The organism is Bradyrhizobium sp. LB13.1, assembly GCF_054056815.1.
Map to the genome: position 1 here is coordinate 1,247,891 of NZ_JBSRYQ010000001.1, position 13,937 is coordinate 1,261,827.

At 63.6% G+C, this 13,937-nt stretch carries 10 protein-coding genes and 5 pseudogenes; 7 read left to right on the forward strand and 8 right to left on the reverse strand.

The features are described from left to right. Positions 1–108 precede the first annotated feature (108 nt). Entirely contained in the window at positions 109–1,470 is a 1,362-nt protein-coding gene (gene pcaB, locus ACVWYI_RS05850) for a 3-carboxy-cis,cis-muconate cycloisomerase (RefSeq protein WP_456661477.1), read from the forward strand. 113 nt (positions 1,471–1,583) lie between these two features. Beyond that, positions 1,584–2,840: an aminopeptidase gene (locus ACVWYI_RS05855; RefSeq protein WP_456661478.1), complete on the forward strand. Its 1,257-nt coding sequence runs from the start codon at positions 1,584–1,586 to the stop codon at positions 2,838–2,840. Positions 2,841–2,997: 157 nt separating this feature from the next. On the opposite strand, the gene ACVWYI_RS05860 is transcribed toward ACVWYI_RS05855, so the two are convergent. Then, a complete protein-coding gene (locus ACVWYI_RS05860) occupies positions 2,998–3,552 on the reverse strand; it encodes a hypothetical protein (protein WP_456661479.1) in 555 nt (184 codons plus the stop codon). A gap of 237 nt (positions 3,553–3,789) precedes the next feature. Between ACVWYI_RS05860 and ACVWYI_RS05865 the strand changes: the two are divergent. After that, positions 3,790–4,249, forward strand: a pseudogene (locus ACVWYI_RS05865) (cupin domain-containing protein). Between the two features lie 97 nt (positions 4,250–4,346). Here ACVWYI_RS05865 and ACVWYI_RS05870 read toward each other — a convergent pair. The 7 genes and pseudogenes from ACVWYI_RS05870 to ACVWYI_RS05900 form a co-directional block, all read right to left on the reverse strand. Beyond that, positions 4,347–5,396 (reverse strand): amidohydrolase family protein, encoded by a 1,050-nt coding sequence (locus ACVWYI_RS05870; protein ID WP_354051365.1) that lies wholly within the window; start codon positions 5,394–5,396, stop codon positions 4,347–4,349. Positions 5,397–5,513: 117 nt separating this feature from the next. After that, positions 5,514–6,035 (reverse strand): hypothetical protein, encoded by a 522-nt coding sequence (locus ACVWYI_RS05875; protein ID WP_456661480.1) that lies wholly within the window; start codon positions 6,033–6,035, stop codon positions 5,514–5,516. A gap of 65 nt (positions 6,036–6,100) precedes the next feature. Then, positions 6,101–6,913 (reverse strand): MBL fold metallo-hydrolase, encoded by an 813-nt coding sequence (locus tag ACVWYI_RS05880; protein ID WP_456661481.1) that lies wholly within the window; start codon positions 6,911–6,913, stop codon positions 6,101–6,103. A gap of 59 nt (positions 6,914–6,972) precedes the next feature. After that, positions 6,973–7,379 (reverse strand): annotated as a pseudogene (locus tag ACVWYI_RS05885) (type II toxin-antitoxin system VapC family toxin). Further along, positions 7,376–7,638 (reverse strand): annotated as a pseudogene (locus ACVWYI_RS05890) (AbrB/MazE/SpoVT family DNA-binding domain-containing protein). The pseudogenes ACVWYI_RS05885 and ACVWYI_RS05890 overlap by 4 nt, the downstream one beginning before the upstream one ends. A gap of 87 nt (positions 7,639–7,725) precedes the next feature. Further along, a complete protein-coding gene (locus tag ACVWYI_RS05895; RefSeq protein ID WP_456651716.1) occupies positions 7,726–9,252 on the reverse strand; it encodes a permease in 1,527 nt (508 codons plus the stop codon). Further along, on the reverse strand, positions 9,249–9,998 hold the full coding sequence (locus ACVWYI_RS05900; RefSeq protein ID WP_456661482.1) for an ABC transporter ATP-binding protein: 750 nt from the start codon (positions 9,996–9,998) through the stop codon (positions 9,249–9,251). Before ACVWYI_RS05900 ends, ACVWYI_RS05895 begins: the two co-directional genes overlap by 4 nt. 263 nt (positions 9,999–10,261) lie before the next feature. Between ACVWYI_RS05900 and ACVWYI_RS05905 the strand changes: the two are divergent. The 4 genes and pseudogenes from ACVWYI_RS05905 (at position 10,262) to ACVWYI_RS05920 (ending at position 13,843) form a co-directional block, all read left to right on the forward strand. After that, a pseudogene (locus tag ACVWYI_RS05905) lies at positions 10,262–11,138 on the forward strand (branched-chain amino acid ABC transporter permease). A gap of 5 nt (positions 11,139–11,143) precedes the next feature. Next, a pseudogene (locus ACVWYI_RS05910) lies at positions 11,144–12,296 on the forward strand (branched-chain amino acid ABC transporter permease). Further along, positions 12,293–13,051, forward strand: a complete 759-nt coding sequence (locus ACVWYI_RS05915; RefSeq protein ID WP_247344232.1) for an ABC transporter ATP-binding protein — start codon at positions 12,293–12,295, stop codon at positions 13,049–13,051. The pseudogene ACVWYI_RS05910 and the gene ACVWYI_RS05915 overlap by 4 nt, the downstream one beginning before the upstream one ends. 3 nt (positions 13,052–13,054) lie before the next feature. Next, a complete protein-coding gene (locus tag ACVWYI_RS05920; protein WP_247344230.1) occupies positions 13,055–13,843 on the forward strand; it encodes an ABC transporter ATP-binding protein in 789 nt (262 codons plus the stop codon). The last annotated feature ends 94 nt before the right edge of the window (positions 13,844–13,937 follow it).

Here is a 13,937-nt window from a genome sequence, read left to right on the forward strand (position 1 = left end):
GGGCTACGCCCGCCCCAGAATGACGGGAGTAGGGGGCTTTGTCCATTGCCGAACAGCTCCGTCTGCGTAAGCTGCCTCACACAGAACACAAACCACGAAGAAACGCTCATGCCCGCTTTTCCCGCCTCGACCACCGTGCTCGATTCCATCTTGTTCCGCGATGCCTTCGGTACGCCGCAGATGCGGGAGGTGTTTTCCGACGTTGCGACGGTCGCGCGCTATGCCGAGGTCGAAGTGGCGCTGGCGAAGGCGGAAGCGAAGTGCGGGGTGATCCCGCAGGATGCTGCCGATCAGATCGCGGCGCGGACCGATGTTGCCGCACTCGATTTCGACCTGTTGCGGCAGGAGACCGATGTCGTCGGCTATCCGATCTTGCCCTTGGTGCATCAGATGGTGAAGCAATGTGGCGAGGCCGGCCGCTATGTGCATTGGGGTGCGACCACGCAGGACATCATGGACACCGCCGTGGTGCTGCAACTGCGCGCCGGGCTTGAGATCGTCGGACAGGACATCGCCGCCCTGCGCCAGATCCTCGCTGACATCTCGAAGCGCTACCGCGACACGCCGATGGCGGGCCGCACCCATCTCCAGCAAGCACTGCCGGTCACCTTCGGCTACAAGACCGCGATCTGGCTTGCGATGTTCGACCGCCACGCCGAACGTCTGGCACAATTGAAGCCGCGCGTCCTGGTCGGCCAGTTCGCCGGCGCGGCCGGCACGCTGGCCTCGCTCGGCGCCAAGGGCTTTGAGGTGCAGGAAGCGCTCTGCGCCGAGCTGAAGCTCGGCGTTCCCGCCTCGACCTGGCACGTCGCACGCGACGGCTTTGCCGAGACCGTGAACTTTCTCGCACTCGTCACCGGCTCGCTCGGCAAGATCGCGCTCGACATCATGATCATGGCCTCGACGGAATTCGGCGAGGTCTACGAGCCCTTCGTCAAGGGGCGCGGCGCTTCTTCGACCATGCCGCAGAAGCGCAACCCGATCTCCTCGGAGCTGATGCTCGCTGCGTCCAAGGCGGTGCGCCAGCACGCCGGCCTCATGCTGGATGCCATGGTGCAGGATTTCGAGCGCGCCACCGGGCCCTGGCACGCCGAATGGATGGCGATCCCGGAAAGCTTCGTGCTGACCGCCGGCGCCTTGTACCAGGCGAAGTTCGCGCTCGCCGGCCTCATCGTGGACGAAAGCAAGATGAACGAGAATCTCGGCGTCAGCCGCGGTCTGATCGTGGCCGAAGCGGTCATGATGGGGCTCGCGCCGCAGATCGGGCGGCAGGAGGCGCATGACGTGGTCTATGACGCCTGCCGGCTCGCCAATGAGAACGGCCTGACGCTGGCGGACGCGCTCTCGTCCGACGCCCGTGTCTCTGCCAGAATCGACCGTGCCACGATCGAGGCGCTCACATCACCGAAAAATTACCTCGGCCTTGCTCCCGCCATGGTCGACCGGGTGCTGAAATCGGCAACGCGTTGAAAACCAAAATGCATGAAACTGCGTATCTTTGGCGTGTCGCAAGGCACTCGCACACTTGTGTCTCGCAATGCTAGACTTAGATTGAGTGAGAGACGTTCGGCAGAGGATCTGGCATGACTGATCAACGCATCACCTCCCCTCCCATCGATCCCGTGAAGCTCGACCGGCTGGCCGAGGTGGCGGTGAAGGTGGGCCTGGGCTTGCGGCCGGGCCAGGATGTGCTCTTGACGGCGCCCGCGATCGCGTTGCCGCTGGTGCGGCGGATCGCCGTGCATGCCTACAAAGCCGGCGCCGGCATCGTGACGCCGATACTCTCCGACGAAGAGATGACGCTGGCGCGCTACCGCCACGGCCACGACAACAGCTTCGATCGCGCCGCCAACTGGCTCTATGACGGCATGGCGAAGGCATTCTCCAATAACACGGCGCGGCTCGCCATCGTCGGGGACAATCCGATGCTGCTGTCGGACGAAGATCCGTCCAAGGTGGCACGCGCCAGCAAGGCCAATTCGATGGCCTATCAGCCGGCGCTGGAGAAAATCGTCAATTTCGACACCAACTGGAACATCATCGCCTATCCCAGCCCGTCCTGGGCGAAGCAGGTGTTTCCGAACGATCCGGAAGACGTTGCGATCGGCAAGCTGGCCGATGCGATCTTTGCCGCTTCGCGCGTCGACCGCGAGGACGCGATGGGCAATTGGGCGAGCCACAATGCGGTGCTGCGTGAGCGCACCAACTGGCTCAACGGCCAGCATTTTCGCGCGCTGCAATATTCAGGTCCCGGCACCGACCTCACCATCGGGCTTGCCGACGGACACGAGTGGGAGGGCGGGGCCTCGCTGTCCAAGAACGGAATCGGCTGCAACGCCAACATTCCGACTGAAGAGGTTTTCACCACGCCGCATTGCCGGCGGGTCTACGGCCATGTCGTGAGCTCGAAGCCGCTGTCCTACCAGGGCACGCTGATCGACAACATCGCGGTGCGCTTCGAGGACGGCAGGATCGTCGACGCAAAAGCCTCGCGCGGCGCGGAGGTGCTGAACAAGGTGCTGGACACCGACGAGGGCGCGCGCCGTCTCGGCGAAGTCGCGCTGGTGCCGCATTCGTCGCCGATCTCGCAGAGCGGGCTGTTGTTCTACAACACGCTGTTCGACGAGAATGCGGCCTCGCACATCGCGCTCGGCCAGTGCTATTCGAAGTGCTTCGTCAACGGCGCGCAGCTCACGCCGCAGCAAATCGCCGCGCAAGGCGGCAACCAGAGCCTGATCCATATCGACTGGATGATCGGCTCGGCCGAGACCGATATCGACGGCATTCTCGCCGACGGAAGCAAGGTGCCGGTGTTTCGCAAGGGTGAGTGGGCGAAGTAACGCGTCTTGCGGCCCATCCTTCGAGACGCCCGCCATTGGCGGGCTCCTCAGGATGAGGTCTTGCTTCGTTGCGACATCTTAGACCCTCATGGTGAGGAGCGCCGCGTTACGGCGCGTCTCGAACCATGCAGGCCGGACAAGTACCCTCAAGCCCCTCTCACGCCGCCGCGTTGCGCAGCATCGGGCTGTTGTCGATACTGAAGCGGTTGAACAGCGTCGTGAACGGGCTGCCGTCGGTGGCCCGGACGATGGCGTCGGAAGCCGCCACCGCGTCGTAGAGCGCACCGACCGGATCGCTCGTGTCGGGCAAGTCGAGGCCCCTGCGGATTTCCTCGCGGGCCTCGTTGACGTCGTCCTCGTCGTCGAGCGTCGCCTCCAGCTCATCGGCCGCATGCCGCATCTCCGGGAGGTCGCCGCCGGCGGAAAATTTGAGGATGTCGAGCCAATAGGGGCGCGCGATGACGAGCTGCACGAAAGCCTCGAAACTCTCCGCGATAATTCCCGCGCGGCCTTCCGATGAGACGTAGAGCACATTCTGCGACGGCAGCAGCACGAACGCGCCGCCGGAGCCGTCACTGCCGATCTGCCGGGGGCTGTCGATGCCGTCGACGATGAACCAGGGCTCCTCGTCGGTTGTGAAGGAGACGTCGAGGCTGCCGAGCCAGGCGACGGATTCGTCTTGGGCTATCAGGACCTCCGGGGTGAGGGGCATCGGCATGGCTCCTTCGATTGTCACGTTCGCGCACTTTGTCGCACCCCGGAAAAGGTGGGTTCATGTGCACGAAAATGCAGGGGAATCGCGACGTTAACCGCTTCGGGTCTGCAACTTGCGGCTGATTGTCGAGGCCCGCGTAAGAAAGAATTAAAAGCAGGCTATTAGCGTTCCAACATCTTTTGAAACAATCCGGGCCGAGCCCGGCCGGTCATATTTTATTCCCAGGGGAAAAAGATGTCGCGCTCATTGATTGAAATCGGTAGTTGCAGTGTGGACCTCGAGCTGCGGCCGATCGAGCCGTCCTGGATCATCGAGGGCAATCCGGTGTCGCGCTCGCGCGTCCTGTCCACCAGCTCCGATGGTACCGCTTCGACCATCATCTGGGCTTGCACCGAAGGGCGCTTCAACTGGTATTACGATATCGACGAGACGATCATGATCATGGAAGGATCGATCGTGCTCGAGAGCGACGGCATGCCGCCGAAGCGCTACGGCCCAGGCGGGGGACGTCATTTTCTTCCGCGACGGCGCGCATGCCAAGTGGCACGTCGAAGGCCACGTCAAGAAGATCGCCTTCTGCCGCAAGACCAATCCCGCGATGATCGGTTTCCTGATCCGCGTCGTCAACAGGCTCAAGCGGATGTTCGTCTCCGCCGGCGAGCGCCGCCCCGCCTCGCTGATGGGTGCCGGTTAGAGTTCAAACAGTTTCAAGGACGCTTCCCAGCGGCTACGACGGAAGAGGGGTCGGGATCAACATCCCGGCCCCTCTTTCCGTCATGACGCAACCCTTTTCATGGCAAATCGAGCCGGTAGAAGTCGCTCGCGGTCTGCGAGAACAGCGCCGTCTTCTCGGTCTCGCTCAAGGGCGCGGCGATGCGCTTGAAGGCGTTGAAGATCACCTGGTAGCTGCACTGGCCTTTGTCCGGCGGGAAATTGCTCTCGAACATTGCGCGCTTCACCCCGAATGACTCGATGCAAGTCTCGACATAGGGCCGCCATGCCGCGGCAAGCTCCTCGGACGACGGTGGCTTGTCGCGTAAATGGAAGTCGTGGCCGAGCAAACACATTGCGAGCCCGCCGAGCTTCACCACCACGTTCTCGCATTTCGCGATCTCCCGGATCGAGGCGCGCCACTGCGGAAACACCTCCTCGCGCCGCCCGCCAAAGCGGCCGATTCCGGCCGGACCGCCGCAATGGTCGAGCACGATCCTGGTGCCGGGGAAGGCGCGGGCAAGTTCGGTCAGCTCGCCGATCTGCGGATGAAACAGCCAGGCATCGAAGCTGAGGTTCAGCGGCGCGAGGCAGGCAAAGCCTTTGCGGAACGTCGGATCCTGCAACAATCCCTTCGGCCGGTTCGCATACATGCCGGCGACGGCGGGGTCTTCGTCCCAGGCCGAGGAATGCCGGATGCCGCGGAAGCGACCGTTGCCCGCGGCGATCTCGGCCTCCAGCACCGGCTTTGCGGCGTCGCCGAGCAGAAGATTGGCGTGACTGACGATGCCGGCGCAGATCGCGGCCTTGCCGTAAGCGCCGCTCGCGCTCATCGCGGCCACGCCGTTGGCGAACTCGACCTCGCCGACGGGCCGGAATGCTTCGGGCCCGTGCGCGCGATACATCGAGCGGCAGTCGACATAGACGGTGGCGATGATGTTGTGGCCGGAGGCGACATCGGCTGCCATCTCCTCGATCAGATAGCGGTGTCCGCGATTCCAGAGATGGTGATGGGGATCGACGATCGGCCGTAAGGGATCGATGATCTCCTCCCGATGCAGCGCGAGCCAGTCCTCGCGCGGCTCGACGAATAGCCCGCTCGTGTTGGCGGGCAGACTGCTTGCAGCCATCGGCGTTCGCTCCCCTTATGTATGCTTCTTGTTCTGGGAGCCTAGCACCTTGTCCTCGCACGCAGCAGCGCGCGTTGCGCAACCGCACCCGTCATCGCGGGCACAGCGGCGCTGTCGTCAGCCCTTGCGCCGCTTCGCCCTCACATTGACTACCAGTCGCCAATCGGTTGCGGTGGCCGGCCTGACCTCGCCGAGCCAGTGGAAGAAATCGGCGGTGATCTCCGTAAAACTCCAGCGCGTCAGGTCGCCGGCTTCGGTCGTGCCTTCCTGCACGATGTCCTCGCCGCGCGGACGGCCGATCTGTTGGCGGAACACGCTACGGCCGGGATCGAACCAGGAAATCCGCCATGCGTCGATGGTCGGATCGTAGACCCGCAGCGTGGTGCCGTACCAATTGCCGGCGATCGGCAAGGCCGGGCTGCCTGTCGGGCGCGGGATGATCCAGACGTCCTGCACGGCGCGGCCCTCCAGCACCCAGCCGAAATGGATTTCGCCGGGCGCGGTGTGTTTCGTTCCGTGGGGGCCATGGGCGCTGATCTCGGCGTCCCAATCGCCGACGAAGCGGCCATAAAGCTGGAGCGCCGCCGCGTGCTCGGGGTTCGGTCCGTCCGCATGCAATAATCTCGCAAAGTCTGTCATGTCGATCTCCTCTGCTCAGGAGACCAGCACGGCCGGCCGATGGCCGGCTTGGAGAAAATTGCGCGTCAGACGCCGTCGAGGATAACCACCGTCGGCTTCGACGGCAGCGCATCCCGCGACATCCGGAAACTTCGCTCCATGCGCCGGTCGATCTCGAACTGTTGGCCGATGAGGCGCATAAACTCGTCGAGCGGGGTCGCGAAGCGGTGCATCGGCAGCACCACCGAGGCGCGCAGCCGCTTGGTGATCTCGGAGACGCCGTCGAGCGACATGGTGTAGGTGCCGTCGATCGGCACCATCACGATGTCGAGCCGCCCGATCTGGGCAAAATGGCTGTCGTCGAGCTTGTGGTGGAGATGGCCGAGATGGCCGATGCAGAGGCCCGCGACCTCGAAGATGAAGATCGAATTGCCGTCGCGGATCATGTCGGCGCCGGAATCGTCGCCGAAATAGCGGCGGATGTCGGTGGTGACGTTGCGGATGAAGGTGTCGCCGATGCGCTCCGAGACCAGCGCCGGCTTGCCGTCCTCGCCCCAGCCATGCAGCACATGAGGAATGCGCCTATCGGGATATAGAGAACAATGCGTGCTGTGGGCCCGGTTCATGGTGGCGACATCGGGCAGCCGTCCCACCTGATAGGCGCCGCTATAATCGGTGGCGATGCGCAAGCCGCCGGGCGTGTCGATGAAATAGGTGGAATGGCCGGCATAGGTGATCTGGACTTCAGCCGAGGCCGCGGCCTGCCGCAACGCGACAGGCGTCACGCGGGGGGCCGCATTCGCCATCGCCAGGCATTCGCTGCGCTGAGGCTGCTGGGCGAAGGCAGGTGTTACCAGCCAACCGAGAAGCGCACAGACCGTCAGCAATAGTCGAGACATCAGGAACCGTCCGCCGCTTATCGACGATCTGATGAGTGTATCTACGAATTATCCTCGCGTCATGTGGTGCTGGCGAGCCGCGCCATTCCGCCGCTCGCCTCGATCAGTTTCACGGCCTTTTTGTCGAACGACACGAAAGTATCGGCCCCCCAAGCCAATTGCCTTCGTGGGCGATGACGCCATCGGCAAAATCGCCCCCGGCGTCGAGGAGCGCTAATCCAGCCTCAGCTACGGGCCGGTTGACGACCACATTGGAGGCATTGATCAAGTGCCGGATCGAAGCCGCGATATTTCCAGCAGAGGTTTTGTAGCCTCGTGAGAGGACCCAAGCTAACTCGCATAATGCGGGAATCGAGATGGCTATTAGGTCCGCGTTCTCCAGAAGGGCTTCGGCCAACTTGCTCTGTTCGGCATCATCGCCGACCAACACCCGCACCAAGACGTTGGTGTCGGGTGTTATCTTCATCGCTTGCCGGCCCAGCCATCAGCAATGACGGCGTTCATCTCCTCGATTGAGAGCGATCGACCGTTCGTCTTTCCTTTCAGGAAGCCGAAGGCATTCGAGATCTTCCCGGTGGGCCGAACTGCCTTCACCTCAACTCGCCCCCCAGGAAGCTTTTCTATCGAGATTTTATCGCCCGGATGCACACCCCCCCCCCGAGATGTTCCAACAGGTCCTTCCGCAACGTGACCTGCCCCTTTGCCGTGACGGTGAGCGTGCTCATGGGATTCCTTCGATCCTTGAGATCTTCGATCAGTAAGGCAATTTATCCTTACTTTCAAGGGAGGCCGCCTTCACTCCCGCCTTCTAATTATTCACGCCTTGGGCTGAACTTCCAGGTGATGGCGACCAGGCTAGCGGTGATCAGGCCGCTGACGAGACCGGCGATGGGCAGCGCGAGCAGCAGCGCTGCGCTGGCAGCCCAGCCGATCGAGGAGAACGCCTCGGCGAAGGTCGCAAGCCGGGAGGAAGTCTGGCGGCGGCGGAATTGGCTGCGCCGGGCCTGCACCCGGAACCAGAGCTGGATCGCGGTCGCGGACGCCGCGCTGACGATGACCGCGCCGGCGCTGACCGCGGCCTGGAATGGCGAGACGAAAGCGAGCGCGGCGATCAGCGGGCAGAAGATGACGGCAATCGCGATCAGCACCACTTCGATCTTGGCGCGGATGACGCTGGACGAAGTTAGCGGCGCGGTCGCGACCAGATCAGGCGCGTCCTCGCCCGAGATCGTCAGCCAGGCGAGCCCGCCGGCGAGTTGTCCCGCCGCCATGACGATGACGGGCGTGATCAGCGTCAGCGCCGCGGAGCTGTCGGCAAAGCTGCGCCAGAGCAGCAGCGCCGGCGGCACCAGATAGAGCAGCTGCATCAGGGTCTGCGAGATCAGCCAGGGATCGCGCCACAGCAGCGAAAACTCCTTGCGCCGCAGCGCCTGCTGCCGCGACCCGCCGCGGAACGGGCGCTCCTTCGCGCTTGTGCGGCCGGACGCGCCATAGGCGGCGGCATCGATCGCGGTGTCTGCAAAGCGGCCCGAGAAGATCGCCATGACGCTCCCGAGCAGCACGAGGCCGAGCGCCAGAAGCAGCAGCAGCGCCTCGCTGTCGCCTATGGCCGCGCGCGCCGGCCACCACCAGATGCTGTCGACGTCGGGGGCATGGTCAGCCACGCTACCCGAGGTCAGGATGGTGAAGCGCGACAGCGTGCCGTAGGACATGATTGCCGCGACCTGGAGCGCGATCACGAAGCCGGCGCCGATGATCGCGGCGAGGATCTGCGCGACGAACCGTGTCCGCGCCGGGCCGATCAGGCGGAACAGCAGGATGGTGACGGCAATCGCGATCGCCGCAGCCGACAGGCCCATGGCGACGACGAGGCCGAACGCCGCAAGCCAGCGTGCGCCGCCCCCGAACACCAGCACGTCGATGAAGGGCGTCGAGAACAGCAGCGCTATCACCGTGACGGTGAGTGCGATCGCGGCGATGCGCACCGAGAACAGATTGGCCAGCGTCGCGGGCGAGGACATGATGAGGTCGAGATCGGCGCGGGCGTAAAACACCCGCGTCACCGATTCGATCGCCTGTGACAGCATCAGCGTCCAGGCGAGAAAGATGGTCGCCGAGATCACGATCAGCGAGGATTTGTCGAGCGGCAGTTCCAGGTCCGCGAAGCGGCCGATCACCGCCCAGGCCGGCACGTGCAGCAGCGCCGCGAACAACAGCAGGCCGATCACCGCGACACGCGCCCGTTTGCGCCGCCCGCCGGTCATCATGGCGAACCATTCGCGCCAGGCGAGCCGGAGCTCGTGGCGGGCAAACCAGGAGAGCGCGGTGGCCGAACTCATGCGGCTTCCTGGAGCGTCACCAGCGCGATGAAGAGATCTTCCAGGCTGGTATCGGCGTGGCCGTTCTGCTGACGCAGCTCGGTCAGCGTGCCCTCCGCGACCAGCCGCCCGGCTGCGATCACGCCGATGCGGTCGGCCATGCGTTCGGCGACCTCGAGGATATGCGTGGTCATGATGACGGTGCAGCCGGCGCGCACGCGATCGCTCAGCAATCCCTTCACGTGGCGGGCGGAGACGGCGTCCAGTCCCGTCAGCGGCTCGTCGAGAATGATGAGGCGGGGATCGTGCACCAGTGCGCCGGCGAGAGCGACCTTCTGGCGCATGCCCTTGGAAAAGCCCTCGCAGCGCTCGTGCCGGTGCGGCTCGAGCCCGAGCGAGGCGAGCAGCCCCTCGGCGACCGGTTCCGAGACCGATGGTGCGATGCCCCACAGACCGGCGACGAATTCGAGATATTCGAGCGGGGTGAGCTTGTCGTAGATCATGGGCTCGTCGGAGACCCACGCCATCACCTGCTTGGCGGCGACGGGGTTTTGGAGCGCATCGATGCCGAAGATCGAGACCGCGCCGGCATCGGGCCGCAGCAAGCCGGCAACCATGCGCAAAGTGGTGGTCTTGCCGGCGCCATTGGGGCCGACCAGCGCATAGAATTCGCCGGCATGGATGGTGAGATCGAGGCTATCGACCGCCAGGCGGTCAAAACGCTTCGTTAACCCCAGGACTTCGAGCGCCGAGTCGTTCGGCTTCATGACGGCCACACTTTGCGGTTTTGCATCGTCCGCGACCATGATCCGAAGATGTTTCGGCACCGTGAATCGCGCTGCCGCAAATTCCGTCATCCGGATTGGACTAAAGGCAAGTCACCGTTTGTTGACAGCGCTTGGCGGTTCAGGCTGAATTGGCCAAGGGACGAATGGCGCGAACGCGGCGAAACGACTGCGTAGCGACTGAACACAAGATGCGGCAAGGCGGTCAGGAAGAACCGCCGGTTGTATCGGGAGGATGCGCGACGATGCTGGATTTCGTTCAGCAGCTGGTCAGCGGTGTTGCGCTCGGCTGCGTCTACGGCCTGATCGCGCTCGGTTTCGTGCTCGTCTACAAGGCCACCGAGGTCGTCAATTTCGCCCAGGGCGATTTGATGATGCTGGGCGGCTTCTTCGCCTTCACCTTCATCGGCATGTTGGGCCTGAACTACTGGGTCGGCTTTGCCGGCGCGGTGGCGGCGATGGCGCTGTTCGGCATGCTGGCCGAGCGCGTGGTGGTGCGGCCAATCCTCGGCTATCCGCAATTCTCCATCATCATGGCCACCATCGGGCTCGGCTTATTTCCTGCGCTCGGTCGCCGGCATGATCTGGGGCACCGACGATTTCAAGATCGACACGCCGTTCAGCCAGGGCGTGCTGCGCATTGGTTCGCTGGTGCTCGCCTACGACAAGCTCTCGGTGATCGCGGCCACCGTCATCCTCTGCACGTTGCTCTGGCTGTTCTTCAACAAGACCATGCTCGGCACCGCGATGCGCGCCAGTTCCGAGAACATGCTGGCAGCCTATTACATGGGCATCCCGGTCAAGCGCGTGGTGTCGATCGTCTGGGCGATCAGCGCGGCGGTTGCGACCTGCGCTGGCGTGCTGCTGGCGCCGATCACCTTCATCCATTCCAATGTCGGTCTGGTGCTTGGCCTGAAGGCCTTTCCGGCCGCCGTGCTCGGCGGGTTCGGCTCGATCCCCGGCGCCGTCGTCGGCGGCGTCCTGATCGGCGTCATCGAGAGCATGGCCGGCTTCTATCTGGTCGAGGGCTGGAAGGACGTCGCGCCCTACATCGTGCTGCTCGCCGTGCTCCTGCTGAAGCCCGAAGGCCTGTTCGGCCGTCACGTCCGCAAGAAGGTCTGAACGCCATGCGCTTCCTGTTCAAGACCGACTATGAAGACGACATCAAGCTGTTCCCGCACTCGGGCTATTTCGTCTCATACGGTCTCCTGCTGGCCGTGCTGCTGATCGCCCCCTATGTGCTCTCCAGCTATCTGATGAGCCAACTCGTCTTCGTCTGCATCTATGCGACCGTCGGTGTGGCGCTGCTGATTTTGACGGGCTTCACCGGGCAGGCCTCGCTCGGCCATGCGGCGTTTCTCGCGATCGGCGCGTATACGGCGGCGTACTTGCAGAAATATGGAGTGCCGTTCCCGGTCTATTTCCTCGCGGCCGGGCTCCTGACCGGTCTGATCGGTGCGCTGGTCGGCTTCCCCGCGCTGCGGCTGCAAGGCATTTATCTCGTCATCGCCACCATCTCCTTCGCCTTCATCGTCGAAGAGATCCTGGCGCGCTGGGGAGAGCGTCACCAACGGCAACGAGGGCATGCGGATCAAGGCGGTGGCGCTGTTCGGCGTCACAGTCTCGCGCGACAGCCCGACCTTCTATTTCCTCTGCCTTGCCCTGCTGGTGCTGACCATCGTCGGCACGCTCAATTTGCTGCGTTCGCCGACCGGGCGCGCCTTCGTCGCGATCCGCGACAGCGAGACCGCGGCGCGGAGCATGGGCGTCAATGTCGCGCTGTACAAAGTCAAATCCTTTGCGATCTCGGCGGCGATCACCGGCTTCGCCGGCGTGCTGTTCGCGCACAAGCTCTCCTTCATCTCACCGGAGATGTTCACGCTGCAGCTCTCGATCGAGTTCATCATCGTGATCCTGATCGGCGGCACCTTCAGCCTGCACGGCGCGGTGTTGGGGGCGATCTTCATCGTGATGATCGATCCGTTCCTGACCTACCTCAAGGACGACATGCCCGGCATCATCGCCGGCATTGCCGCGATGTTCGGAGCAGGCACGCAAGGCGCGGCCAACATTCAGTCCAAGGTCGCGGCCTTCGCCTCGCTCAATGGCCTGAAAGGCGCGATCTACGGCATCATTATCGTATTGTTCGTGCTGTTCGAGCCGCTCGGGCTCTACGGCCGCTGGCTGAAGATAAAACTCTTCTTCCAGCTGTTCCCACTCTACAAGCGCGCCACCTTCAAGCGGCAGAAGATCTATGTGAAGTCGGAGCGCAACCGATGAGCTATTTTCGCGCAGAGAATCTGTCGCTGCATTTCGGCGGGCTGAAGGCGGTCGATGCGGTGTCGTTCGCGGTGGAGAGGGGCGAGATCCTCTCGATCATCGGACCCAACGGCGCCGGCAAGAGCTCGATCTTCAATTTGATCTCGCGGATCTACCGGCCGACCTCGGGCCGCATCTTCTTCGAGGACCAGGACATCACCGAGCAGCCGCCCTACGACATCGCAAGGCTCGGCATCGCCCGCACTTTCCAGAACATCGAGCTGTTCGAGAATGCCACCGTGCTGTCGAACCTTTTGGTCGGCCGCCACCGGCATTCAACCACGCAGCTCTGGCAGGAGCTGTTGTTCCTGCCAAGCGTGCGCGCGGGCGAGAAGCTGCATCGCCGCCGGGTCGAGCAGGTGATCGAGTTCCTCGATCTCGAGCCTTATCGCGACAAGCTGATCTCCGGCCTTCCCTATGGCGTGCGCAAGGTGATCGAGCTTGCGCGTGCGCTGTGCTCGGAGCCCAAGCTGATCCTGCTCGACGAGCCGTCCTCGGGCCTCAACGTCGAGGAGACCGACGGCATGTCGTTCTGGATCCGCGACCTGAAGAACGATCTCGGCGTCACCGTGCTCATGGTCGAGCACGACATGTCGCTGGTCAACCGCGTCTCCGACCGCGTCATTGCGCTGAACTACGGCCGGGTGCTGGCCACGGGCTCCCCCGCCGAAGTGCAGCAGCACCCTGACGTCGTCGCCGCGTATTTGGGAGCCTGACGCATGGACGCCGCCGTCACGCCCGATATCATCTTGAAGCTCTCCAACATCGAGAGCTATTACGGGCCGATCATGGCGATCCGCGGCATCTCGTTGGAGGTGCCGCGCGGCCGTATCGTCACCCTGCTGGGCGCCAACGGCGCTGGCAAGACCACGGTGCTGAAGACCATCTCCGGCATTCTCGATCCGCAGAAGGGCGCCATCGAGTTCATGGGCAGGCCGATCCAACGCATGGAGGCGGACAGAATCGTGCGGCTCGGCCTCAGCCACGTGCCGGAGGGACGCGAGGTGTTTCCGTTCCTCTCCGTGCGCGAGAATCTGATGATGGGCGCCTATCCGCGTAGGGATCGTGAGGGCGTTGCGGAAGATCTGGAGCGTGTCTACGGCTATTTCCCGCGTTTGAAGGAGCGCATCAACCAACCGGCCGGACAGCTCTCCGGCGGCGAACAGCAGATGCTCGCGATCGGCCGCGCGCTGATGAACCGGCCGACGCTGCTGCTGCTCGACGAGCCCTCGCTCGGCCTGTCGCCGCTGCTCGTGAAGGAGATCTTCTCCATCATCCGCCGGGTCAACGAGGAGCAGGGCATGTCGATCCTGCTGGTCGAGCAGAACGCCAAGGTTGCGCTGGAGACGGCGCACTACGGCTATGTGCTGGAGATCGGCCGGATCGTGATGAACGACACCTGCGACCGCTTGATGCATTCCCAGGACATCCAGGAATTCTACCTTGGCGCCAAGGAAGCGGGCGCGCGAGGCGAGCGGCGCTGGAAAAAGAAGAAGACTTGGCGTTAAAGCAGGCGTTAGAGCAAGACTTGGTGTTAGAGCAAGACTTGGCGTTAGATCAGGATACCCGCCCGTAACAATAGACCGCCGGCAAGGCAGGCAG

Excerpts from the sequence above, each read along its gene's own strand:
- ACVWYI_RS05855 (WP_456661478.1), top strand. The coding sequence starts at position 1,584 with ATGACTGATCAACGCATCACCTCCCCTCCCATCGATCCCGTGAAGCTC.
- ACVWYI_RS05870 (WP_354051365.1), bottom strand. The coding sequence starts at position 5,396 with ATGGCTGCAAGCAGTCTGCCCGCCAACACGAGCGGGCTATTCGTCGAG.
- ACVWYI_RS05900 (WP_456661482.1), bottom strand. The coding sequence starts at position 9,998 with ATGAAGCCGAACGACTCGGCGCTCGAAGTCCTGGGGTTAACGAAGCGT.
- ACVWYI_RS05860 (WP_456661479.1), bottom strand. The coding sequence starts at position 3,552 with ATGCCCCTCACCCCGGAGGTCCTGATAGCCCAAGACGAATCCGTCGCC.
- ACVWYI_RS05920 (WP_247344230.1), top strand. The coding sequence starts at position 13,055 with ATGGACGCCGCCGTCACGCCCGATATCATCTTGAAGCTCTCCAACATC.
- pcaB (WP_456661477.1), top strand. The coding sequence starts at position 109 with ATGCCCGCTTTTCCCGCCTCGACCACCGTGCTCGATTCCATCTTGTTC.
- ACVWYI_RS05875 (WP_456661480.1), bottom strand. The coding sequence starts at position 6,035 with ATGACAGACTTTGCGAGATTATTGCATGCGGACGGACCGAACCCCGAG.
- ACVWYI_RS05880 (WP_456661481.1), bottom strand. The coding sequence starts at position 6,913 with ATGTCTCGACTATTGCTGACGGTCTGTGCGCTTCTCGGTTGGCTGGTA.
- ACVWYI_RS05895 (WP_456651716.1), bottom strand. The coding sequence starts at position 9,252 with ATGAGTTCGGCCACCGCGCTCTCCTGGTTTGCCCGCCACGAGCTCCGG.
- ACVWYI_RS05915 (WP_247344232.1), top strand. The coding sequence starts at position 12,293 with ATGAGCTATTTTCGCGCAGAGAATCTGTCGCTGCATTTCGGCGGGCTG.